Origin of the sequence: Achromobacter sp. E1, from assembly GCF_037039475.1 — a bacterium.
Taxonomy (GTDB): Bacteria; Pseudomonadota; Gammaproteobacteria; order Burkholderiales; family Burkholderiaceae_B; genus Achromobacter; species Achromobacter mucicolens.
On record NZ_CP146253.1, the window covers coordinates 5676597 to 5700033 of the forward strand.

Consider the following 23437-nt stretch of genomic DNA (forward strand, 5'->3'; position numbering starts at 1 on the left):
GAGCCTTCGCTCCGGACTACCCCTTCGTCAACCTCGTACGCCTTCGGCTCCCTTCGGTTTCCCTCGGGCGCATCTACACGCCCCGCGCGCCTCGGCCCCCGCTGCGACGGGCTCTTGTAGATTCAGCTTTGCTGTCTGCGGGGCGAGTGGGGTTCTTTAGGTTCTTGCCCACGGTGGGGGAGAGAGAAAGATCTTGCGGGGCCCGCCCGCGGCGGCCGCGCGGGCGGCCTTCGGGGGCTTACGCGGCGTCTTGCGTCGGGGCGATGACGCTTCGCGTGTGGCTGCTTCTGCTCTAGGTGTCTGACACCCGGGGAGATTCGCGTCATACCCAGTGCATCTCCCAAGGGTGTCAGACACCGGCAGCGGCAGCGGCAGCGGCAGACGCTCTCGACAGAATGAGGTGTCTGACACCCTGCTGAGATTCGCTTCACACCGAGCGCGTCTCCCGAGGGTGTCAGACACCGGCAGCCGCAGACGCTCTTGGCAAGTTCAGACAGCGACGGCAACAGTCGTCAGTTGAACTCCAGTGCCCGATGGGCGGCGCGTACGGGTCGGCAAGTTGTAGCTGACCGTCGCCGCGCCGCCCATCACCGCTCTCCCCCCTCTGACGAGCGTCATTCGAACACCGATTTGCGCCCGCGCGCAAGCGCCCGCCGCCACGACGTCCCACTGCCCCGATGCCGATTGCCGCCGCCCGGGCGGCAGCAATTCGGCGGCCCCGCAGATCTCCTGCCCTGTCCACAGGTCTTGTAGCGCGCAAACCAAAGACCCTCGCAGCACGGCGTCGCGGTCACCGTGGGTGCGAGCGCCGTCGATGCGCCCGAGGGAATCTGAAGGGAGCCGAAGGCGGACGAAGATGACGAAGGGGCAAGTCCGGAGCGAAGGCTCCGGACCGCAATCGTGGGCGATCGTGCCCACGGTGACCGCGGCGTCGGGCGACCTACGAAGAACCTCGTGGCAGACCTACATATAACCTACGGAGACCCTAGTGGCACGAAGAGCGGTCGCCCTGAAGAAGTCACATCACAGCACGAGGATCATCAATCCACGAACCGTTGCGCCATAAAAAATGGGCCTATGCAGGCAACCGACCAACTCGGTCATCCCCTGCAAGGCCCACTTCGCCGTCACATCACCCTCAATGCGACGTCAACCTCAAACGATCGTCAGCGTCACATCGATGTTGCCGCGCGTGGCGTTCGAGTACGGGCACACGATGTGTGCGGCTGCGACCAGCTTTTCGGCTTCGGCACGGTCCAGGCCCGGCAGAGAGATCTTCAGTTCGACTTCAATGCCGAAGCCGGTGGGGATCGCGCCGATGCCGACGGTGCCGTTCACGGACACGTCTGCCGGGATCGCGATCTTGTCGCGGTTGGCGACGAACTTCATCGCGCCCAGGAAGCAGGCCGAGTAGCCGACGGCGAACAGTTGTTCCGGGTTCGTGCCCGCGGCGCCGGCGCCGCCCAGTTCGCGCGGGGTGGTCAGTTTGACGTCCAGGTTGCCGTCGTCGCTGACGCCACGGCCTTCGCGGCCTCCGGTGGCGGTGGCGTTGGCGCGGTAGAGGACTTTTTCGATAGACATGGTGTGGTTCCTTTGAATGAAGTTTGTACTGCTTGCCTTGCGGGACCCTTCCCGTGTTGGCGGTCAACGATGAACTTGCGGCTTGCCTGAAACTTTAAATCGTGAACAACAATATCGTGCGCTACTTATAAAACCGGATGATGACAGTCATCACCCGCAACCTCAAAGACTTTCGACCAGCTTTTCCCGCAGCGCGTGCAGCGTCTTCGTCATGCCCTGCGCTTCGTCCAGCGAACACTGCGCCGCCGCACCGACCGCATGCGGCACCGCTTCGGCCTTTTCGCGCAGGTCGCGGCCCTGCTTGGTCAGGCTCACGATCACCTGGCGTTCGTCGTTCACGGCGCGCTTGCGCGTCACCAGGCCGGCGGCTTCCAGGCGCTTGAGCAGCGGCGTCAGCGTGGCGGAATCCAGGAACAGGCGGTCGCCGATATCCGTCACCGTAATTTCGTCGCCTTCCCACAGCACCAGCATCACCAGGTATTGCGGATAGGTCAGATCCAGCCCGCGCAACAGCTTGCGGTACACCTTGTTCATCGCCAGCGAGGTCGAGTACAGGGCGAAGCACAACTGGCTGTCCAGCAGCAGCGGGTTGAAAGCGCCTTTGGTCTTGTTTCTGGATTTCATGGCGCAATATTAAATAGCGCGCGATTTATCGTCAACACTTTTTTTCGCGCCTTGGCTTGCCCCGGCTTACGCCGCCTGCTCCGTTTCCGACGTGCCCCGATCCGAGCCGTATTGCTTCAGGCCGTCCAGATCCAGCACGCGCACCGCACCGTATTCGACATTCAGCAAACCGGCTTCCTCCAGCTTGCGCAGCGCCTGATTGGCGCGCTGGCGCGAGACACGGGCCAGATAGCCGACTTCTTCCTGCGTAATCGTCAGGCGCATGCCCATGCCCGGATACAGCAAAGGGTTGAAGAGCTCGGCCAGACAGCGGGCGACGCGCGCGTCGGGATCCAGCAGACGGTCGTACTCCGCCTTGCCGATGAACTGCGCCACGCGCTCGTTCAATTGATGCAGCAGATAGCGGTTGAAGGGAATACTGGTATCCAGCAACCAGTCGAACGTCGCACCCGGCAGGCGCGCCACCACCGAGTCGCGCAGCGCCACGATGTCGTATTTGCGGACCTCGCGCTTCAGGAGCGAACCTTCGCCGATCCAGCCGCCGGCGGGCACGCCCGTCAGCGATGCGACCTTGCCTTCCGAATTGCCCACCGACACTTTCACCAGTCCCGCAAGCACACCGATCCATGCCTGGGCGAGTTCGCCTTTGCGCTCTATGATCGATCCGGCAACGACCTGCTGCACGGAAAGGTCCCGCTCCACGCGCGCTTGCTGTTCGGCGTCGAGTACGCGGAACCAGGCGGCGGCGAGTTGCAGGGAGTCGGATAGCTGCATCGGGAATACCCTAAAAGGTCCTTGAATGTCGCGATGGTGACAGTTGGTAGCAACCCAACCTTATACCTTAACTCCTGCCGTAAATCTAAAACCAACTGGTCAAGCACGCCGCCGCAGCCGCTTCAACGCAGGCACCGCGCGCGATGCGCCCAAACCGGAGGAGACAACGTGGCACATTCATCGCCCGCATCTGCACAGATGCCGGCGGCGCCGGACACCTTTCCGGCGCTGCTGCTCGCGCATGCCAACGTTCGTGGGTCGCGGCCCGCGATACGAGAGAAAGACCTGGGGATCTGGCAAACCCTGACCTGGTCCGAAGTGGCGGAGCATGTCCGTCACGTCGCGCAGGGTCTCGCATCGCTTGGCATCCAGCCCGGCATGCACGTGGCCGTCATCGGCGAGAACCGCCCGCGTCTGTACATGGCCATGATGGCCGCGCAGTCGCTCGGTGCGATTCCGGTTCCGCTCTATCAGGACGCCGTCGCGCAAGAAATGGTCTACGTGCTGCAGGATGCGGAGATCAGCGTCGCGATCGTCGAGGACCAGGAACAGGTCGACAAGATGATCGACGTGCGCGAGCAATGCCCTGCGCTCAAGCACGTCGTCTTCGACGACCCGCGCGGCCTGCGTCACTATGCCGATCCCATGCTGCTGTCTTATGAGCAACTGGAAGCGCTGGGTGGCGAATACGCGGCCAAGCACCCCGACTTTTACACGCGCGCCGTGGCCGCCGTGCAGCCGCAGGACCCCGCGGCGATGTTCTACACATCCGGCACGACGGGCAAGCCCAAGGGCGTCGTGCTGACGCACCACGCGCTCATCGACCGCGCGCGCGCCGTGTCCGACATGGAAAAGCTGACCGACCAGGAAGACGTGCTGGCCTACCTGCCGCCCGCCTGGATCGGCCAGAACATGTTCTCGTACACGCAGCTGCTGGTCACGGGCTTCACGGTGAATCATCCCGAGTCGCCCGATACCGTGTCGATCGACATGCGCGACATCGGCCCCACCTATTACTTTGCGCCGCCGCGCGTGCTGGAAGGGCTGCTGACGCACGTGATGATCCGCATGGAAGACGCGGGATATCTCAAGCGCAAGCTGTTTGGCGCCTGCATGAAGCTGGCGCGCCGCGTCGGCACCAAGATTCTGGACGGCGAGTCCGTGAACGCCTGGGACCGCATGCGCTATGCATTGGGCAACGTGCTGATCTATGGCCCGTTGCGCAACGCGCTGGGCATGAGCCGCGTGCGCGTGGCGTACACGGCTGGCGAAGCGATCGGGCCGGACCTCTTTGTGTTCTACCGCTCCATCGGCATCAACCTCAAGCAGTTGTACGGGTCCACCGAGACCTCGGTGTTCGTCTGCGTGCAGCCCGACGGGCAGGTGCGCGACGACACCGTCGGACCGCCCGTGGCGGGCGTGGAAATCCGCGTGGCCGACAACGGCGAGATCCTGGTCAAGAGCCCGGGCTTGTTCAAGGAGTACTACCGCAATCCGGACGCCACGGCCGAGGCGCGCAGCGCCGACGGCTGGTTCCACACAGGCGATGCCGGTTACCTGGACACCGACGGACAGCTCAAGATCATCGATCGCGCCAAGGACGTGGGCAAGCTGGCCAACGGCAGCCTCTTCGCGCCCAAGTACATCGAGAACAAGCTCAAGTTCTTCCAGCACATCAAGGAAGCGGTGGCGTTCGGCGCGAACCGCGAGGATGTGTGCGCGTTCATCAACATAGACCTGGAAGCCGTGGGCAACTGGGCCGAGCGCCGCGGCCTGGCCTACGCCGGCTACACCGACCTGGCGGGCAAGGACGAGGTCTATCAGCTCATTGCCGAATGCGTGGAGCAGGTCAATGCGGACCTGGCGACCGATCCCAAGCTGGCGGCCTCGCAGATCAGCCGCTTCCTGATCCTGCACAAGGAACTGGATCCCGATGACGACGAGCTGACCCGCACGCGCAAGGTGCGCCGCGCCTTCATCGCGCAGAAGTATGGCGTGCTGATCGATGCGCTCTTTGGCGGCAAGCAGTCGCAGTTCATCGAGACCGAAGTGAAATTCGAAGACGGACGCACCGGCAAGATTTCGGCGGATCTGCGGATCTGCCCGGTCAAGACGTTTCCCGCCATCACCGCCCGAGCCGCGTAGAGATCATGAGCCATAACGACCGCGACCAGCGTATCGGCGATGTCATGCTGGACATGCAGAACATCTCCCTGTCTTTCGGCGGCGTCAAGGCGCTGACCGATATTTCCTTCAACGTGCGCGAGCACGAGATCCGCGCCATCATCGGGCCCAACGGCGCGGGCAAGAGCTCCATGCTCAACGTCATCAACGGCGTGTACACGCCGCAGCAAGGCGGCATCGAATTCCGCAACCAACGGTTCTCGCGCATGAACCCGCGCCGCGCCGCCGAGATGGGCATCGCGCGCACGTTCCAGAACCTGGCGCTGTTCAAGGGCATGAGCGTGCTGGACAACATCATGACGGGCCGCAACCTGCGCATGAAGAGCGGCCTGCTGGCGCAGGCGTTCCGCCTGGGGCCTGCCGAGCGCGAAGAGATCCAGCATCGCGAGTTCGTCGAAAACATCATCGACTTCCTGGAAATCCAGGCCTACCGCAAGACGCCGGTCGGCCGCCTGCCCTACGGGCTGCAAAAACGTGTCGACCTGGGCCGCGCGCTGGCGATGGAGCCGCGCCTGTTGCTGCTGGACGAGCCGATGGCCGGGATGAACATCGAGGAAAAGCAGGACATGAGCCGCTTCATCCTGGATGTGAACGATGAGTTTGGCACGACCATCGTGCTGATCGAACACGACATGGGCGTGGTCATGGACATCTCGGACCGCGTGGTCGTGCTGGACTACGGCAAGAAGATCGGCGACGGCAAGCCCGATGAAGTTCGGGCAAATGAAGACGTCATTCGCGCCTATCTCGGCGTGTCGCACTAAGCCGGACAACCCAAGGCGGAAAGACATGGGATTTTTTCTAGAGACCTTATTCGGCGGCCTGATGAGCGGCATGCTGTACGCGCTGATCGGCCTGGGCTTCGTGCTGATCTTCAAGGCGTCCGGCGTCTTCAACTTCGCGCAGGGCGCGATGGTGCTGGTGGCGGCGCTGTCGATGGCGCGCTTTTCGGAATGGCTGCCGCGCTGGCTCGGCTTTGACAACATGATCCTGGCCAACGTGCTGGCGTTCATTGTCAGCGCGATCGTGATGTTCCTGCTGGCCGTGGCGATCGAACGCTTCGTGCTGCGCCATCTGGTCAACCAGGAAGCCACCACGCTCCTGATGGCCACGCTGGGCATCAGCTATTTCCTGGACGGACTGGGCCAGATCACGTTCGGCAGCTCGGTGTATTCCATCAATGTCGGCATGCCCAAGGATCCGCTGTTGATCCTGGACTCGGTGTTCGAGGGGGGGCTGCTCATCAACCTGGAGGACCTGACCGCCGCGGTCATTGCGGCGCTGCTGGTGGCGGCGCTGGCGCTCTTCTTCCAGTACACCTCGACGGGCCGTGCGCTGCGAGCGGTGGCCGACGACCATCAGGCCGCGCAGTCGATCGGCATTCCGCTGAACCGCATCTGGGTGATCGTGTGGAGCGTGGCGGGTCTGGTGGCGCTGGTGGCCGGGATCATCTGGGGATCGAAGTTCGGCGTGCAGTTCACGTTGTCCACCGCCGCGCTGCGCGCGTTGCCGGTGGTGATCCTGGGCGGTTTGACGTCGGTGCCGGGCGCCATTCTGGGCGGGCTCATCATCGGGGTGGGGGAAAAGCTGTCCGAGGTGTATCTGGGGTCGCTGGTGGGCGGCGGCATCGAAATCTGGTTCGCCTATGTGCTGGCGCTGGTGTTCCTGCTGTTCCGTCCGCAAGGGCTGTTCGGCGAGAAGATCATCGACCGCGTCTAAGCCTGCGTCACCGAGGATAAAACATGTTCTATCGCGAAAACGGCCAATTCAAGACCAGCTATCGCGCTGACCAGCAGATCTTCCCGATCCGCCAGGATCGCGTCTTCATCTGGCTGCTGATGGCGGTGGCGTTCATCGCCGTGCCGGCGATGGCCAGCGACTATCTGCTGCGCGCCATCCTGATTCCGTTCCTGATCCTGGCGCTGGCCGCCGTGGGCCTGAACATCCTGGTCGGCTACTGCGGCCAGATTTCGCTGGGCACGGGCGCCTTCATGGCGGTGGGCGCGTATGCGGCGTGGAACTTCGGCGTGCGCTTTCCCGGCATGCCGCTGGTGGTGCAGATTCTGTTGGGCGGCTGCTTTGCCACCCTTGTCGGCGTGATCTTCGGCATCCCCAGCCTGCGCATCCGTGGCCTGTACCTCGCGGTGGCGACACTGGCCGCGCAGTTCTTCGTGGACTGGGCGTTCCTGCGCATTCCCTTCTTCACCAACTATTCGTCCTCGGGCAGCGTGTCGGTGCCGCCGCTCACGGCCTTCGGGCTGCCGGTGCAGAGCGCCATGGAGAAGTACCTGTTCGTGCTGATCCTGGTCGTCATCTTCAGCCTGTTGGCCAAGAACCTGGTGCGCGGCGCCATCGGACGCCAATGGATGGCGATCCGCGACATGGACGTCGCCGCTTCCGTCATCGGCATCCGGCCCATGTACGCCAAGCTGACGGCGTTTGCCGTCAGCTCGTTCATCGTCGGCGTGGCCGGCGCGTTGTGGGGCTACATCCACCTGGGATCATGGGAGCCGCTGGCGTTCGACCTGGGCCGCTCGTTCCAGCTGCTGTTCATGGTCATCATCGGCGGGCTGGGCTCGATCATCGGGAGCTTCTTTGGCGCCGCGTTCATCGTGCTGGTGCCCGTGGCGCTGTCCAACATCCCGCACATGCTGGGCCTGCCGCTGTCAGTGGACACCGCCGCCCACATCGAGCACATGGTGTTCGGCGCGCTGATCGTGTTCTTCCTGATCGCCGAGCCGCACGGCCTGGCGCGGCTGTGGAGCATCGGCAAGGAGAAGTTGAGGATCTGGCCGTTCCCGCACTGATCGTGTTTCGTTTTGATTTCCGTGGGTTCATCGCAGCACAACCGCGCTGGACCCCCGCCCCGAATACCCGGCTCAAGACCGGGTCAATCCCGGTGTCACAGGGTTGACCGACCCAAACACCACGCAGGAGGTAAATGGAGATGAAGCGTCTTAACCTGAAGTTGGCGGCAGCCTTAATGGCCGCAGCCGGCGCCGCAGGCGCCGTGGCCACGCCGGCAATGGCGGCCGAAGAGCAGTTCGTTCCGTTGCTGGTGTATCGCACGGGATCGTTCGCGCCGCTGGGCATTCCCTGGGCCGATGGCAAGCTGGATTACCTGAAGCTCGTGAACGAGCGCGATGGCGGCGTGAACGGCGTCAAGATCACGTATGAAGAATGCGAAACCGCCTACGCCACGGACCGCGGCGTGGAATGCTACGAGCGCCTGAAGGGCAAGGGCACCGGCGCATCGGGCTTCGACACACAGTCCACCGGCATCACCTTCGCGGTCAGCGACAAGGCCATCGTCGACAAGGTGCCCGTGGAAACGATGGGCTACGGCCTGTCGCAATCGGTGGACGGCAGCGTGTTCGAGTGGAACTTCCCGCTCTTGGGCACGTACTGGACCGCCGCCGACGTGATGATCCAGGACATCGCCAAGAAAGAAGGCGGCATGGACAAGCTCAAGGGCAAGAAGATCGCCCTGGTTTATCACGACTCGCCCTACGGCAAGGAACCGATCCCCCTGCTGCAAAAACGCGCCGCCAAGGAAGGCTTTGAATTGCTGCTGTACCCGGTGACGGCGCCGGGCGTGGAGCAGAAGTCCACCTGGCTGCAGATCCGCCAGGCGCGCCCGAACTACGTGCTGCTGTGGAGCGCGGGCATCATGACGCCCACCGCCATCCGCGAAGCGCAGGCCAGCGGCTATCCGCGCGACAAGATGTACGCGATCTGGTGGGCCGGCTCGGAAGGCGACGTCAAGGACCTGGGCGATGTCGCCAAGGGCTACAACGCCATCACCATCCACAACAGCGGCGCCGACAGCGACAAGGTCTACGACGATCTGAAGAAGTACGTCTACGACAAGGGCCAGGGCGCGGACAAGACCGGCAAGACCACGTTGGGCACCATCGCCCACACGCGCGGCATGATGATCTCGATGCTGCAGGTCGAAGCGATCCGCGCCGCGCAGGAGAAGTACGGCAAGGGCAAGGCGCTGACGCCGGAGCAGGTGCGCTGGGGCTTCGAGAACCTGGACCTGACGCAGGAAAAGCTCGACAAGCTGGGCTTTGGCCAGATCATGCGTCCGGTCAAGACCTCGTGCGCCAACCACAAGGGCGACGACTGGGCCCGCATCGTGCAGTGGGACGGTTCCAAGTTCAAGGTCGTTTCCGACTGGTATCAGGCCGACAAGACGATCCTGGACCCGATGGTCAAGGAATCGGCGGCCAAGTACGCCAAGGAAAAGAACATTACGCCCCGCAAGTGTGAGTGATGCCCCTGGAGCGCCCGCGGCGGCCACGCCGCGGGTGCGCAACGCATGTTGATATGACCCGGCGGCCGGCTTTCCGGCCGGCCGCCGCCACGCTGCAGGAATGTTTATGAACGACGCCAATATTGCCGCCGCAGGCGCCCCGCCGGTGCTGCTCGATGTGAACGGCATCGAGGTGATCTACAACCACGTGATCCTGGTGCTCAAGGGCGTGTCCCTGCAGGTGCCCGAAGGCAGGATCGTGGCGCTGCTGGGCGCGAACGGCGCGGGCAAGACCACCACGCTGCGCGCGATCTCCAATCTGCTCAAGGGCGAGCGCGGCGACGTCACCAAAGGCCACATCCAGTACCGCGGCCAGCGCATCGAAAAGCTGACGCCGGCCGAGCTGGTCAAGCGCGGCGTCGTGCAGGTGATGGAAGGCCGGCACTGCTTCGCCCACCTCACCATCGAGGAAAACCTGCTGACCGGCGCCTATACGCGCAGCATGAGCCGCGGCGACACCACGGCCGCGCTTGAACGGGTCTACCAGTATTTCCCGCGCTTGAAGCAGCGGCGCACCAGCCAGTCCGGATACACCTCGGGCGGCGAGCAGCAGATGACCGCGATCGGCCGCGCGCTGATGGCCAACCCGAACATGATCCTGCTGGATGAACCGTCGATGGGTCTTGCGCCGCAGATCGTCGAAGAAATCTTCGAGATCGTGCGCGACCTGAACCAGCGCGAGCGCGTGAGCTTTCTGTTGGCCGAGCAGAACACCAACATCGCCCTGCGCTACGCCGATTACGGCTACATCCTGGAGAACGGGCGCGTGATGATGGACGGCGCCGCGTCCGACCTGGCGCAGAACGAGGACGTCAAGGAGTTTTACCTGGGCATCTCCAGCGGCGAGCGCAAGAGTTTCCGGGACAACAAGTTCTACCGCCGCCGCAAACGCTGGCTGGCCTGATTTCCGACGCGGGCAAGCCAGCGCTTGCCGCATGGCGCCGGCAACGGCGCCGCCAACCGGCACACGAGAAGGTGCGATTCCATGTCCGAGTTTTTCGATGACCTCGAAACCCGCGCGCCCGAGCAACGCGAGCGCGATCTGATGGCGGCCCTGCCTGGGGCGATTGCGCGGGCCATCGCGCGTGCGCCGGCCATCGCCGAGCAATTGCGCGGCGTGGACCCGGCCACGGTCACCTCGCGCGAGGCGCTGGCCCGGCTGCCGGTGCTGCGCAAGCACGAGCTGCTGGAACGCCAGCAGCACAGCCGCGATGACGCCGCCCGGCCCGCTGGGCCCGCCAAGGCCTTCGGCGGCTTTTCCGCGATCGGCTGGGGCGAAGCGATGCGGGTGTTTGCCTCGCCCGGCCCGATCTACGAACCGGAAAGCGCGCGCTCGGATTACTGGCGCTTTGCGCGCGCCCTGTACGCGGCGGGCTTTCGCGCCGGCGAACTGGCCTACAACTGCTTTTCCTATCACTTCACGCCGGCCGGCTCGATGATGGAGACAGCCGCGCACGCGGTGGGCTGCACCGTATTCCCCGGCGGTACCGGACAGACCGAACAGCAGGTGCGCGCGATCCAGGACTTGTCGCCCAGCGGCTACACCGGCACGCCCAGCTTCCTGAAGATCATCCTGGAAAAGTCCGATGAACTGGGCGTGAAGCTCGATTCGCTGCGCCGCGCGCTGGTTTCCGGAGAGGCCTTCCCGCCCTCGCTGCGCGACTGGCTGGCGGCGCGCGGCATTGACGGCTACCAGGCATACGGCAGCGCCGACCTGGGCATGATCGCTTTCGAGACGCCTGCCCGCGAGGGGCTGGTGGTGGGCGAGGACATCATCGTCGAAATCGTGCGTCCGGGCACTGGCGAGCCCGTGCGCGACGGCGAAGTTGGCGAGGTCGTGGTGACCACGCTGAACCCCGATTACCCGCTGGTGCGGTTCGGCACCGGCGACCTGTCGGCGGTGATGCCGGGCATTTCGCCGTGCGGGCGCACCAACACCCGCATCAAGGGCTGGATGGGGCGCGCCGACCAGACGACCAAGGTGCGCGGCATGTTCGTGCACCCCTCGCAGGTGGCCGACGTGGTCCGGCGGCATCCGGAAATCCTGCGGGCGCGGCTGGTCATCAGCGGCAGCACGGGCTCGGACCGCATGGTGCTCAAGGTGGAGTCGCGCGAGCAGAACGATGACCTGGCCAAGCGCATCGCCGATTCGGCGCGCGACGTGACCAAGCTGCGCGCCGATGTGCAATGGGTGGACGAAGGCGGCCTGCCGAACGACGGCAAGGTGATCGACGACATCCGCACGTACGAGTAAGGCGGCGGACGCGGGGTCAGGCCCCGCCGCGCCGGGCGCGTTCGATGATGGCGTGGATCGCCATCCCCGCAAGCATGGCGACCACAAAAATACCGGCCTCGCCGATGCCGGCCGCCGCGGCGACGACGGCGGGTCCGGGACAGAATCCCGCCACGCCCCAGCCCACGCCAAACGCCAGGCTGCCGCCGGCCAGACGCCAGTCCAGCTGCGTGGCCTGCGGCCAGCGCATGGGTTCGCCCGACAGGCTGGCGCGGCGGCGACGCAAGCGCGCAAATCCGATGCTGGCCACGACGACGGCGCCCCCCATCACGAACGCCAGGGTGGGATTCCACAAGCCCGCCAGGTCCAGAAAACCCAACACGCGCGCGGGGTCGGCAAGTCCCGACACCAACAGGCCGAATCCGAAGACGAGCCCGGCGGCAAAAGCGTAGATCGCAGCCATGTCAGCCTCCCACCGCGTGGCGCAAGACGTAGACCGTCACGAATCCGGCCGCCATGAAGATTGCCATTGCGACGAACGAACGGCGCGATCCGCGGGACAGGCCGCAGACGCCGTGGCCGCTGGTGCAGCCGGACCCGTATCGCGTGCCGATCCCGACGAGCAGGCCGGCCACGATCAGCCGGGGCGTGCTGGCATCGACGGTGATGGACGGCAGGGTGGCGAACAGCCGGTAGACCCACGGCGCGGCGCACAGTCCCAGCAGGAAGGCCACGCGCCAACCGTCGCCTCGCGTCGGGGTGAAAAGACCGCCCACGATGCCGCTGATGCCGGCAATGCGGCCGGCGCCAAGCATCAGCAAGACCGCGCCGGCGCCGATAAGGAGCCCCCCCGCCGTACCGGCGAGCGGCGTAAAGGCAGACCAGTCCACGTTCATTTGAGCGATTCCAGTGCGCGTCCGCAGTACAGGCTGGACAGGGTTTTCATCACCTGGCTGACCTCGAAACTGGCCATCTGGTAGTAGACGTACTTGCCTTCGCGCCGCGTGACGACGAGGCCTTCGTCGCGCAGCACGCCAAGCTGCTGCGAGAGCGTGGGCTGGCGGATCCCGGTCAGCGATTCCAGCTCGCCGACGTTGCGTTCGTGGTGGACCAGCTGGCACAGGAGGAGCAAGCGGTCTTCGTTGGCCAGGGCCTTGAGCAGCGTGCAGGCCTGGGAGGCCGATTCGCGCAGGGAGGAGACTTCACATTCGGTAAGCGGGGCATTCATGACGGGGCGCAGACAGTGGAGGAAAAACGAGGCAACAGCGTCGTCATTATATTTATGAATAAACTATTCGCAAATATTATTTTTTTACGTAAACTGTTCCGACGTGCCCGCCCTCCATTCCCGAGCCCCCATGAATCCGCACATCCAGGCCTTCTTTGATCCCGTCACCTCGACCATCACCTACGTCGTTCACGAGGCAGGGCCCGGCGGCGCCTGCGCCATCATTGATTCGGTGCTGGACTTCGACCCCAAGTCGGGCCGCACCAGCACCGCCAATGCGGACCGTGTGGCGGACTATGTCCGCGCGCGCGGCCTGCGGACGGTCTGGCTGCTGGAAACCCATGCCCACGCCGATCACCTGTCCGCCGCGCCTTATCTGCAACGGCAGTTGGGCGGCGTCATCGCCATCGGCCAAAGCATCCGCAGCGTGCAGGGCGTGTTCAAGAAGATCCTGAACCTGGAGCCGGCCTTTCAGCTCGACGGATCGCAGTTCGGCCATCTGTTCGCCGACGGCGAGACCTTTCAGATCGGCGCGCTGACCGCCACGGCGGTGCACGTGCCGGGACACACGCCGGCCGACATGGCCTACCTGATCGGCGACGCGGCATTCGTGGGCGACACGCTGTTCATGCCCGATGTCGGTACGGCGCGCTGCGATTTCCCGGGCGGCGATGCGCACCTGCTGTACCAGTCGATCCGGCGCCTCTTGAGCCTGCCCGACGACACGCGCCTCTTCATGTGTCACGACTATCCGCCCGAGGGCCGCGACGCTGCCTGGCAGACCACCGTGGCCGACCAGCGCCGCGGCAACATCCACGTGCGCGATGGCATCACCGAAGAAGAATTCGTCGCCATGCGCACCCGGCGGGACGCGACACTGTCGATGCCCACACTGATCCTGCCCGCCATCCAGGTGAACATCCGCGCGGGACATTTCCCGCCGGCCGAGGACAACGGCGTGCAGTATCTGAAGATTCCCGTCAACGCGCTTTGATACCTGGCCGCGGCGCACTTGCGCCGTACGGCCATATCCCGCAAGATCGCCCGATCGCAGCAACCCGATCCGACGCATCCATGTTCGCCGAAGCCGAAGCAGACCCTACTCTCTCCAAAGATGAATTCAAGGCGCTGGAAACGCGGCTGCGGGTCGGACTGCTGAATGCACAGTACGAACGCCTGCGCCAGGCCGACAAGACGCTTCTGGTCGTCGTGGCGGGCATCGACGGGGCCGGCAAGGGCGCCACGATCAACCTGCTCAACGAATGGATGGATCCTCGCCACATCCGCACGCTGGCCTATGGACCGCGCGAGGGCGACGAACTGGATCGCCCGCCGTTGTGGCGCTACTGGCGCGATCTGCCGCCCAAGGGCAGCACCGGCATCGTGTTCGGCTCCTGGTACACACCGCTGGTCATCGAGGCCGTGCGCAAGAAGCCCAACGCAGACGCCATCGAGGCCCATGCCGCCGCCATCATGCGCTTTGAAACGATGCTGGCCGCGGAAGGCGTGCAGATCGTCAAGCTGTGGTTCCACCTGTCGGCCAAGGCGCAAAAGGAACGGGCGCAGCGCCTGCTCGCCAGTCCCGAGACCGCCTGGCAGGTCAGCCCGATCGACATGAAGGTCAACAAGCGTTTCGACCGCATCCGGTCGGGCGCGCACGTCGTGCTCAATCACACGGATTGCGGTCACGCGCCCTGGGTGGTGATCCCCAGCGCCGACGAGAACATGCGCACCGCGCGCACGGCCGAAGCGGTGCTGACGGCGCTGCGCCGGCGCGGCGTGCCGCGCCTGCCGCCCGCCTTCGTGGCGCATTCCAGCACGACGCGCATCGTCGATCGCCTGGGCAAGCTGGACTATGACGCCAAGGTCGAGAAGGAAGACTACGAATCCGAACTCGGCCTGCTGCAAGGCCGGCTGGCGCTCGCCGCCCGCTCCGACAAGTTCAAGGATCGCTCGCTGATCGTGGTGTTCGAGGGACAGGATGCGGCCGGCAAGGGCGGCGCCATCCGCCGCGTCACGCACGCGCTGGACGCCCGGCAATTCGACATCACGCCCGTGTCCGCGCCCAGCTCGGAAGAATTGGCCCGTCCTTACCTGTGGCGGTTCTGGCGCCGCATTCCCCGCCATGGCCGGATCGCGATCTTCGACCGCTCCTGGTATGGCCGCGTGCTGGTCGAGCGCGTCGAGAAGCTGATTCCCCCCGCCAAGTGGCGCCGGGCCTACGCAGAGATCAACGACTTCGAAGAACAGCTGGCGGCCAGCGGCGCGCTGGTGCTCAAGTTCTGGCTGGCGGTCACGCCGGACGAACAGCTTGCCCGCTTTCGCGAACGCGAAAAATCGCCGTTCAAGAATTTCAAGATCACGCCCGAGGACTGGCGCAACCGCGAAAAATGGCCCGAATACGCCGCGGCGGCCAACGAGATGATGATGCGGACCGACGTGCCCTACGCGCCTTGGCATCTGGTGTCGGCCAACGACAAGCGTTACGCTCGGCTGCAAGTGCTGCGGCATATCGTCGAAGCCATGGAAAACCAACTCTGAATGCCGCCAGGAGGCTCCGCCCCATGAGTACCGCAGATATCCGTCCCATCGTTGCCGCTGACTTCGACGCATGGCTGCCGCTGTGGAAGGGCTACCAGGACTTCTACCGCGTCAGCATCGACGACGCCGTCACGCGCAACACGTGGGCGCGCTTCCTGGATCCGGCCGAGCCCATGCACGCGGCGCTGGCCTACGAAAGCGGCCGCGCGGTGGGCTTGGTGCACTGGATCTTCCACCGCTCCACCTGGACCGCGGGCGATTACTGCTATTTGCAGGATCTGTATGTGGACCAGGAGGCGCGCGGCACGGGCGCCGGGCGCAAGCTGATCGAACACGTCTACGCCGAAGCCGCCGCGGCCAATTGCGCCCGCGTCTACTGGCTGACGCACGAAACCAACGCAACCGCCATGCAGCTCTACGACCGCATTGCCGACCGGTCCGGCTTCATTCAGTACCGCAAGGTGATGGCTTGAGCGCGCGCGATCCCAACTGTCCGCTGTGCCAGGAAGACGGCGGCACGCTCTTGTGGCGGGGACCGCACCTGCGCATCATCGAGGTCGAGGACCCCGACTATCCGGGGTTTACGCGGGTGATCTGGAACGCTCACCTGGCCGAGATGACCAGCCTGTCCACGCACGGGCGCGACCTGCTCATGCGGGCGGTGTATGTGGTCGAGGAAACGCAGCAGGCGATCCTGACGCCCGACAAGGTCAACCTGGCATCGCTCGGCAACATGGTGCCGCATCTGCATTGGCACGTGATCCCGCGCTGGCGCGGCGACCGGCATTTTCCGGATCCGATCTGGGCGGCGCCGCGCATCGCGCCGGGCGCCGAGCCCGATTCCTGGAAGCGCCGGCAAGAAGCGGTGTCGGCCCTGCTGCCGCGCTACCGCGACCGTCTGGTCGAAGCGATGAACGCGCTGCTGTGGCATTGAGCGGTCCAGCGCACTGAGCGTTTTACCGCACTGGGCTTTCTACCGCACTGACCGTTCTACGGCATCGAGCCGCTGGGCGCCGCGGGGGCCCGCCCCCGCCGTTCTCCCAGCCAGCGTGCGTAGGCCGCTTCGACCAACTGCGCCGCGCGGTCGACGCTGAAAAGCCCCTGCCCCCGAATGAGCTCCCGGCCCGCTTCGCCCATGCGGCGGCGGCGTTCGGGGTCAGCCAGCAGGCTTTCCAGCGCGGCGGCCAACGCAGCGGGATCGCGCGGCGGCACCAGCAGGCCGGTCACGCCCGCCTGCATGGTTTCGGGAACTCCCCCCACGTCCGTGCCAATCACGGGCACGCCCATGGCGGCAGCTTCGACAAATGCCGTGCCGAAGGCTTCGCGATGGGTCGGCAAGGCGAATACGTCAAACGCCTGCAGCACGTTGCCGATGTCATGCCGCCGGCCCAGAAAGTGCACGCGGGACGCCAGGCCCAGCGCCTGAACCTGTCCCTTCAGGCGCTCGAACACCGGCATGCCGTCCCCGGCCAGCACCAGATGGGCTTGCGGAAACGCGGCCAGCACCCGCTGGAAGGCGTCGATCAGGTCGGCATGGCCCTTTTCCGTGCGCATGACGGCCACACAGCCCACGACCAGCGCATCGCCCGGCAGGCCGAGTTCCTGCCGCAGATTGCCCTTGCCGTCGCCTTCGGGCAACACAATCGGCGAATGGATGGTGGCGACGGCCTCGGGCGGCGCGCCGCCATCCAGCAATTGGCGCTGCACGTGCCGGCTCACGGCGATGACGCGGTGGGCCAGCCACGTGTAGGCATACAGCGAGTTGATCGGCTTGGCCAGGTGGCGGGTGCGCACGATGAGCGGGGTGCGGGCAAGGCGCGCGCCCATTGCCGCGCGCACCGTGTCGCTGCGGCTGTGCGTGTTGACCACGTCGAAGCGGCCGCGCGCCGCCACGCGCCGCACGAACGCCACGCTGCGCACGAAATTGACAGCGCCGTCCATGTTCACGGTGTGCACGGTGAAGCCGGCGTCGCGAAGCCGCTGCGCCAGTTCGGCGTGCGGCTGGCAGACCGCTTCCAGGTGATGGCCGCGCTCGCGCATGGCGACCATCTCCTTATAGATACAGAATTCCTGGCCGCCAAAGGCCGTGGCGGCTTCCGTATGCAGGATGCGCAAGGGGCCGCCCGTCCCGGCGTGGCTAGCGGGAAGATCGTCGGAATTCAGCATGGGCGGAGCAGCGGGCTGCTGCAGGCGGTTTGCGCAGGGGCCTGCCGATGCCGGCAAAGGGTGTCGGCGGTGCCAGGCAAGGCAAGGAGGACGGGATGATGGCGTGGCGGCATGACGGCAAGGGGCGCCAGGCAGCCTGGCCAAGCCACGACTGGTGGGCGTGGGTTCAAAAAAGGCCGACTGGGTCGGCCTCCAACGGAGTTGTTACATAGAATTTAAGCGAATGTAAACCACAACGCCGCAGCCCGACAAGCCTCTCTGTCGCCAGGCGGGGACACAGCCCGCAGATGACGTGACTTCGGTGGCAATAGACCTCGATTTCAGGGAAGAAAGACGCAGGTTATGTACATTCAGTTACCGTTCAGGTTATTGCCATGGCGGCTCAACGACGTGCGAGCTGACCGCGCGTGTGGCCTTGGGCGCTCGGCCCGTGAAGTAGACTGTCCGCACCCACGTCGCAGGAGTCGGCATGAAAACGTCCCGCATCATCGTGCAGCGCGTTTACGAAGGCACCGGTCCGCAAGGGCATTACCTTGCCCTCGTCGACCGCATGTGGCCTCGCGGCCTGCGGCGCGCGGACCTCGGCCTGGACGAATGGGCCCGCGACATCGCCCCCAGCGCTGAATTGTGCAAATGGTTCAGCCACGTCGAGGAACGCTGGGACGCATTCCGCGCCAAATACCTGGCCGAACTGGCCACGCCCGAGCAGCAAGCGCGCATGGCGGCCTTGCTGGAGGCCGCGGGCGATCGCCCCCTGACCCTGCTGTACGGTGCGCGCAACACCGAACACAATCAGGCCGTGGTGTTGCGCGACGCGCTCCTGGAATTCGCCCGCCATCACCGCAAGCGCGCGGCCTGAATCTCCCCCCGCTGTCTTGGTACGCTTATGCCCCGCCGGCGCCGCGCATCCTCGCGCGTGCGAGGCGACGCCTAAGAGGAATTTCATGTCTTTCAGCTCCGACGCCTGGACCCGCAACGCCGCGCTCTACGAAAAGACGCGCGACATGCCGTTCAACCGCGAACTGGCCAGCGGCCAGCTTGCCGAGGATGCGTTCAAGCACTACATGATCCAGGACGCGCACTATCTGGTCGCGTTTGGACGCGCGCTGGCCATTGCCGCCGCCAAGGCCGACGACGCAGACGGCGTCGTGCAGTTTGCCGAAGCCGCCAAGGGCGCCGTCGTGGCCGAACGCAGCCTGCATGCCGGATTCATGCAGCAGTTCGGCATCGATGCGGCCACGTTCGAGGCCACGCCGCTGACGCCGGCGAGCCATCACTACACCAGTTTCCTCATCGCCACCGCCTGGAGCGCACCCTATCCGGTCGCCCTGGCTGCCCTGCTCCCCTGCTTCTGGATCTACGCGGAGATCGGGCGCCACATCCACGCGCGCGCCGTTCGGCCCAATCCGTACGCCGCCTGGATCGACACCTACGCCGGCGATGACTTCCACGCGCTGGTCCGCGCGGTGATCGCCACCGTGGACCGGGCCGCCCAAACCGCCTCGCCCCAGATCGTCGAAGCGATGCACCAGGCCTACACGCGCGCCGCGCAACTTGAATGGATGTTCTGGGACTCGGCGCACCGGCAGGCCGGCTGGCCGGTCTGAACGGGCGGGCGGCACCGGTCGGGCTGACCAGGCGGATATGCCAAAATCGCGCCCATGCCGATCGACAACCGCCTTACACCCAACGCCCTGGCCACGCAGGCCGGGCAACTGCCTGCCGCCTGGCAGGCCGCCCTGTCCGCCGATCCCGCCGTGGCCGCGGCCCTTGCCGCCGCGACCAGCCATGTGGAAGCGCGCCTGGCGCAGGGCGCCGTGGTGTATCCCGCCACGCCCTTTCGCGCCCTGCAAGGCCTGGCGCCCTCGGATGTACGGGTCGTGATCCTGGGCCAGGACCCTTACCACGGCCCCGGCCAGGCGCAGGGGCTGGCGTTCTCGGTGCCGGACGACTGCAAGCGCCCCCCCAGCCTGCGCAACATCTTCAACGAGATTGCGCGCGACTATCCGGATCTGGGCGTTCCGGCAGGCAATGACCTCACCGCCTGGGCCGAGCAGGGCGTGCTGCTGCTGAACACGGCGCTCACCGTGGAAGACGGCCAGCCCGCCTCGCACGCCAAGCGCGGCTGGGAAACGGTGACCGATGCCCTCATCAAGCTCGTCGCGCGTGATCCGTCGCCCAAGGTGTTCATGCTGTGGGGCGCCCACGCCCAGGCCAAGCGGCTGTTGCTGCCGCCCGACAGCGGCCATCTGGTGCTGATGTCCAACCACCCCTCACCGCTGTCCGCCCGGCGCCCCCCGGTGCCGTTCCTGGGCTGCGGTCATTTCCGGGCCACCAACGCGTGGCTGGAAAACCAAGGGAAAAACCCTATTGATTGGGGACTGGACAAAAAAATAATTCCCTTGCAGGGTGAATTCAGGTTATGATCGCCGCACTGCACAAAACGAGTTCGGCATTTACCGCCTTGATTTAGCGGAATTTTTTGCAGTCCGCCGGGAAACCAACCCCCGGCCTCATGCCGAACTATCATCGATTCCTGACCCCTTTCCTTTCGCCCTGCGTTCCATCAGTACAAGAGAACGCGCCACGCGCATGGTTGATCCGGTCGGCACGATGCTCCATCAACCGTCGCCTGGATCCGGCCGCCTAATCCCCTGGCCCGACCAAGCACTGCGTCGCATTGATTGCGGCAAGGGAAAGTAATGTCTTTCGAAACCCTGGGTCTCGCGCCCGCCCTGTTGTCGGCCGTTCAAGAAGCTGGCTTCACCACCCCCACCACCGTTCAAGCCGCCGCCATTCCGCAAGCGCTGGCCGGCCATGACCTGATGGTGTCCTCGCAGACCGGCAGCGGCAAGACCGCGGCCTTCATGCTGCCCGCCCTGCACCGCATTGCCCAGATGCCCGCCAACAAGGGCGTCGGCGTGCAAGTGCTGGTGCTGACCCCGACCCGCGAACTGGCCCTGCAAGTCACGGAAGCCACCGCCACGTATGGCCGCAAGCTGGCCGACCTGCGCACCGCGACCGTCGTGGGCGGCATGCCCTACGGCGCGCAACTGAAGGCGCTGTCGCGCCGCGTCGACGTGCTGGTCGCCACCCCCGGCCGCCTGATTGATCACCTGCAATCGGGCCGCGTCAAGCTCAACACCGTGCACACCCTGGTGCTGGACGAAGCCGACCGCATGCTGGACATGGGCTTCATCGAAGATATCGAGACCATCATCGAGCGCCTGCCGCAAGAGCGCCAGACGCTGCTGTTCTCGGCCACCCTGGACGGCACCGTTGCCAAGCTGGCCGCGCGCATGATGCGCGAGCCGCAGCGCATCGAGATCGCCGGCGCCAAGGAAAAGCACACCAACATCACGCAAAGCCTGCTGTACGCGGACGACGCCAGCCACAAGATGCAGCTGCTGGACCACGTGCTGCGCGACGCCTCGCTGGATCAGGCCATCGTCTTCACGTCGACCAAGCGCGGCGCGGACGACCTGGCCGACCGCCTGGCCGACCAGGGCTTTGCCGCCGCCGCCCTGCACGGCGACATGAACCAGCGCCAGCGCACCCGCACGCTGTCGCAACTGCAACGCGGCCAGCTGCGCATCCTGGTGGCCACCGACGTGGCCGCCCGCGGCATCGACGTGCAAGGCATCAGCCACGCCGTCAACTTCGACCTGCCGATGCAGGCTGAAGACTACGTGCACCGCATCGGCCGTACGGGCCGCGCCGGCCGCAGCGGCCTGGCGTTCACGCTGGCCACGCATTCCGAGCGCCACAAGGTCCGCCGCATCGAGCACTACATCGGCCAGTCGATCACGCCTGAAGTGATCGCCGGTCTGGAACCCAAGCGCACCCCGCGTCCGTCCACCGGTGGCGGCGGCGGCAAGCCCTTTGGCAAGCCCTTCGGCAAGCGTCCCGGCGGCTTCGGCGGTTCGCGTCATGGGTCGGGCGGCTTTGCCGGCGCCCGCGATGGCGCCCGCGATGGCGCCCCGCGTGAAGGCCGTTCCTTCGGCGGCCCGCGTGGCGAGTTCAAGCCGCGCGACGGCGGCTACCAGGGCAACCGTTCCTTTGAAGACCGTCCGTTCGGCGACCGCCCGCAGCGTTCGTTTGGCGACCGTCCCAGCTTCGGCGATCGTCCGCAGCGCGAAGGCGGCTACCAGGGCAATCGCCCCTTCGGCGACCGCCCCCAGCGTGAAGGCGGCTTCCGTGGCGGCGACCGCGATTCGCGTCCCAGCTTTGGCGACCGCCCCAGCTACGGCGACCGTCCCCAGCGCGATGCCCGTCCGTTCAGCGAGCGCGGCCCCCGTGAAGGCGGTTTCCGCGGTGGCGATCGCGACGCGCGCCCCAGCTTTGGCGACCGTCCCAGCTTCGGCGACCGTCCCCAGCGCGAAGGCGGCTTCCGTGGCGGCGACCGTCCCGAAGGCGGCTTCCGTGGCAAGCCCTCGTTCGACAAGCGCCCCGGCGGCCCCGCCAAGCGTTTCACCAAGTCGACCGATCGCCGCGGCTAATCTGCCCGTCTGATCCGAAAAAAGCCCCGCGGCCATGCTGCGGGGCTTTTTTTTGGGAAAATGCCGGTTTGCCCCGTACCTTCCGCTCATGCAACGCCCCGCCCCCGCCAATCTTCCGCCCCTGTCCCCATCCGCGCGCGAACACAGCGACGCCACGGCCGCCCACCTGCGCGCCGCCATCGCGGCGAGCGGCGGCTGGCTGCCGTTCGATCACTGGATGGCCGAGGCCCTGTACGCGCCGGGACTGGGCTATTACGCGGCAGGCAACGTCAAGCTGGCCGATGCCGACGACGGCGGCAAGACACCCGCCGGCGACTTCGTGACCGCGCCGCAGCTCACGCCGCTGTTCTCGCGCACGCTGGCGCGCCAGGCGGCCGAGGTGCTGCGTCAGACGGACACGCGCGCCGTGCTGGAATTCGGGGCCGGCACCGGCGCGCTCGCCGAAGGCGTGCTGCGCGAACTGGACGCGTTGGGGCTGTCCGACACGCGCTATCTGATTCTGGAAGTGTCGGCGGACCTGCGTGCGCGCCAGGCCGAACGGCTGTCGCCCTTCGGCGACCGGGTGCAATGGCTGGACGCCCTGCCCCACGCGTTTTCCGGATGCGTGCTGGCTAACGAAGTGCTGGACGCGATGCCGGTTTCCCTTTTTGTCTGGAGCGACGCCGGCCAGGTGCTGGAACGCGGCGTGGCGGTGGATGCCGACGGCGGTTTCACCTGGGAAGATCGCCCCGCCCCGGCCACCCTGGCGGCCGCCGTCGCGGCGCGCATGCCGGCGCTGCCGGGCTACGTGTCGGAAATCAATCTGCAGGGCGAGGCGTGGATCGCGGCGATGGGCAGCTGGCTGGAACGCGGCGCGGCGCTGCTGGTGGACTATGGCTTTCCGCGCAGCGAGTACTACCACCCGCAGCGCGCGGGCGGCACGCTGATGTGCCACCTGCGGCACCACGCGCACGGCGACCCGTTCACCGCACCGGGCCTGCAGGACATCACGGCGCACGTGGATTTCACCGCGATGGCGGACGCCGCGCTGGCGGCGGGAATGCAGGTGCTGGGCTACACGTCGCAGGCGCGCTTCCTGATGAACGCGGGCCTCATGGACCTGCTGGCCGGACTGGATCCGTCCGATGCGCAGGCCTACGCGCAGGCGGTGGCACCGGTGCAGAAGCTGCTGTCGGAGGCGGAGATGGGCGAGTTGTTCAAGGTGCTGGCCGTCGGCCGCGGCATGACGGCGCCGTTGAGCGGGTTCTCGCGCGGCGACCGGCTGGGCAAGCTGTAGCGCGGAACCCGGA

Annotated in this window: 23 protein-coding genes; 16 read left to right on the forward strand and 7 right to left on the reverse strand. The window is 65.9% G+C overall.

The window, feature by feature from the left end; genetic code table 11:
- Positions 1-1155: 1155 nt before the first annotated feature.
- The 3 genes from V6V88_RS26185 to V6V88_RS26195 form a co-directional block, all read right to left on the reverse strand.
- Positions 1156-1581, reverse strand: coding sequence for an organic hydroperoxide resistance protein (locus tag V6V88_RS26185; protein WP_056327382.1), 426 nt, complete (start codon positions 1579-1581; stop codon positions 1156-1158).
- 162 nt (positions 1582-1743) lie between these two features.
- Complete coding sequence (locus V6V88_RS26190) at positions 1744-2205, reverse strand: MarR family transcriptional regulator (RefSeq protein WP_056327380.1); 462 nt, start codon at positions 2203-2205, stop codon at positions 1744-1746.
- A gap of 66 nt (positions 2206-2271) precedes the next feature.
- Entirely contained in the window at positions 2272-2979 is a 708-nt protein-coding gene (locus tag V6V88_RS26195; protein WP_056327378.1) for a Crp/Fnr family transcriptional regulator, read from the reverse strand.
- A gap of 168 nt (positions 2980-3147) precedes the next feature.
- Between V6V88_RS26195 and V6V88_RS26200 the strand changes: the two genes are divergently transcribed.
- From V6V88_RS26200 to V6V88_RS26230, 7 genes are all read left to right on the forward strand, one after another.
- Positions 3148-5124 (forward strand): AMP-binding protein, encoded by a 1977-nt coding sequence (locus tag V6V88_RS26200; protein ID WP_338617005.1) that lies wholly within the window; start codon positions 3148-3150, stop codon positions 5122-5124.
- Between the two features lie 5 nt (positions 5125-5129).
- On the forward strand, positions 5130-5927 hold the full coding sequence (locus tag V6V88_RS26205) for an ABC transporter ATP-binding protein (protein WP_056327375.1): 798 nt from the start codon (positions 5130-5132) through the stop codon (positions 5925-5927).
- A gap of 25 nt (positions 5928-5952) precedes the next feature.
- Positions 5953-6882 (forward strand): branched-chain amino acid ABC transporter permease, encoded by a 930-nt coding sequence (locus tag V6V88_RS26210; RefSeq protein ID WP_056327372.1) that lies wholly within the window; start codon positions 5953-5955, stop codon positions 6880-6882.
- 23 nt (positions 6883-6905) lie between these two features.
- Complete coding sequence (locus V6V88_RS26215; protein WP_056327370.1) at positions 6906-7970, forward strand: branched-chain amino acid ABC transporter permease; 1065 nt, start codon at positions 6906-6908, stop codon at positions 7968-7970.
- Between the two features lie 134 nt (positions 7971-8104).
- On the forward strand, positions 8105-9442 hold the full coding sequence (locus V6V88_RS26220) for an ABC transporter substrate-binding protein (RefSeq protein ID WP_081100873.1): 1338 nt from the start codon (positions 8105-8107) through the stop codon (positions 9440-9442).
- A 106-nt stretch (positions 9443-9548) separates the two neighbouring features.
- Positions 9549-10385, forward strand: a complete 837-nt coding sequence (locus V6V88_RS26225; protein WP_338617007.1) for an ABC transporter ATP-binding protein — start codon at positions 9549-9551, stop codon at positions 10383-10385.
- Between the two features lie 81 nt (positions 10386-10466).
- Positions 10467-11735, forward strand: coding sequence for an AMP-binding protein (locus tag V6V88_RS26230; protein WP_142052402.1), 1269 nt, complete (start codon positions 10467-10469; stop codon positions 11733-11735).
- A gap of 16 nt (positions 11736-11751) precedes the next feature.
- Here V6V88_RS26230 and V6V88_RS26235 read toward each other — a convergent pair whose 3' ends face one another.
- The 3 genes from V6V88_RS26235 to V6V88_RS26245 are packed head-to-tail and all read right to left on the reverse strand — an operon-like array spanning position 11752 to position 12942.
- Positions 11752-12177 carry a DUF6691 family protein gene (locus V6V88_RS26235; protein ID WP_142052401.1) on the reverse strand — a complete coding sequence of 142 codons (426 nt, stop codon included), beginning with the start codon at positions 12175-12177 and terminating at the stop codon, positions 11752-11754.
- Between the two features lies 1 nt (position 12178).
- Complete coding sequence (locus V6V88_RS26240) at positions 12179-12610, reverse strand: YeeE/YedE family protein (protein ID WP_338617009.1); 432 nt, start codon at positions 12608-12610, stop codon at positions 12179-12181.
- A complete protein-coding gene (locus V6V88_RS26245; RefSeq protein WP_056327361.1) occupies positions 12607-12942 on the reverse strand; it encodes a metalloregulator ArsR/SmtB family transcription factor in 336 nt (111 codons plus the stop codon). The genes V6V88_RS26240 and V6V88_RS26245 overlap by 4 nt, the downstream gene beginning before the upstream one ends.
- A 130-nt stretch (positions 12943-13072) precedes the next feature.
- Between V6V88_RS26245 and V6V88_RS26250 the strand changes: the two genes are divergently transcribed.
- The 4 genes from V6V88_RS26250 (at position 13073) to V6V88_RS26265 (ending at position 16417) form a co-directional block, all read left to right on the forward strand.
- Positions 13073-13936: an MBL fold metallo-hydrolase gene (locus tag V6V88_RS26250; protein ID WP_338617012.1), complete on the forward strand. Its 864-nt coding sequence runs from the start codon at positions 13073-13075 to the stop codon at positions 13934-13936.
- Positions 13937-14016: 80 nt separating this feature from the next.
- Complete coding sequence (gene pap / locus V6V88_RS26255; RefSeq protein WP_338617013.1) at positions 14017-15483, forward strand: polyphosphate:AMP phosphotransferase; 1467 nt, start codon at positions 14017-14019, stop codon at positions 15481-15483.
- Positions 15484-15506: 23 nt separating this feature from the next.
- The gene (locus V6V88_RS26260) at positions 15507-15956 is read left to right on the forward strand and encodes a GNAT family N-acetyltransferase (RefSeq protein WP_128829567.1); all 450 of its coding nucleotides are present in this window, start codon (positions 15507-15509) and stop codon (positions 15954-15956) included.
- Positions 15953-16417, forward strand: coding sequence for an HIT family protein (locus V6V88_RS26265; protein WP_056327353.1), 465 nt, complete (start codon positions 15953-15955; stop codon positions 16415-16417). The genes V6V88_RS26260 and V6V88_RS26265 overlap by 4 nt, the downstream gene beginning before the upstream one ends.
- A gap of 56 nt (positions 16418-16473) precedes the next feature.
- Here the strand turns inward: V6V88_RS26265 and V6V88_RS26270 are convergent, their stop codons facing one another.
- Entirely contained in the window at positions 16474-17649 is a 1176-nt protein-coding gene (locus V6V88_RS26270; RefSeq protein WP_338617014.1) for a glycosyltransferase, read from the reverse strand.
- A 469-nt stretch (positions 17650-18118) separates the two neighbouring features.
- Here V6V88_RS26270 and V6V88_RS26275 point away from each other — a divergent pair, with 469 nt between their 5' ends.
- The 5 genes from V6V88_RS26275 (at position 18119) to V6V88_RS26295 (ending at position 23424) form a co-directional block, all read left to right on the forward strand.
- A complete protein-coding gene (locus V6V88_RS26275) occupies positions 18119-18508 on the forward strand; it encodes a DUF488 family protein (RefSeq protein ID WP_152382912.1) in 390 nt (129 codons plus the stop codon).
- Positions 18509-18593: 85 nt separating this feature from the next.
- Positions 18594-19256, forward strand: a complete 663-nt coding sequence (tenA, locus tag V6V88_RS26280; protein WP_338617015.1) for a thiaminase II — start codon at positions 18594-18596, stop codon at positions 19254-19256.
- A gap of 54 nt (positions 19257-19310) precedes the next feature.
- Entirely contained in the window at positions 19311-20075 is a 765-nt protein-coding gene (locus V6V88_RS26285) for a uracil-DNA glycosylase (protein ID WP_338617016.1), read from the forward strand.
- A gap of 276 nt (positions 20076-20351) precedes the next feature.
- Positions 20352-22148 carry a DEAD/DEAH box helicase gene (locus V6V88_RS26290; protein ID WP_062838908.1) on the forward strand — a complete coding sequence of 599 codons (1797 nt, stop codon included), beginning with the start codon at positions 20352-20354 and terminating at the stop codon, positions 22146-22148.
- 88 nt (positions 22149-22236) lie between these two features.
- Positions 22237-23424: an SAM-dependent methyltransferase gene (locus V6V88_RS26295; RefSeq protein WP_062839045.1), complete on the forward strand. Its 1188-nt coding sequence runs from the start codon at positions 22237-22239 to the stop codon at positions 23422-23424.
- The last annotated feature ends 13 nt before the right edge of the window (positions 23425-23437 follow it).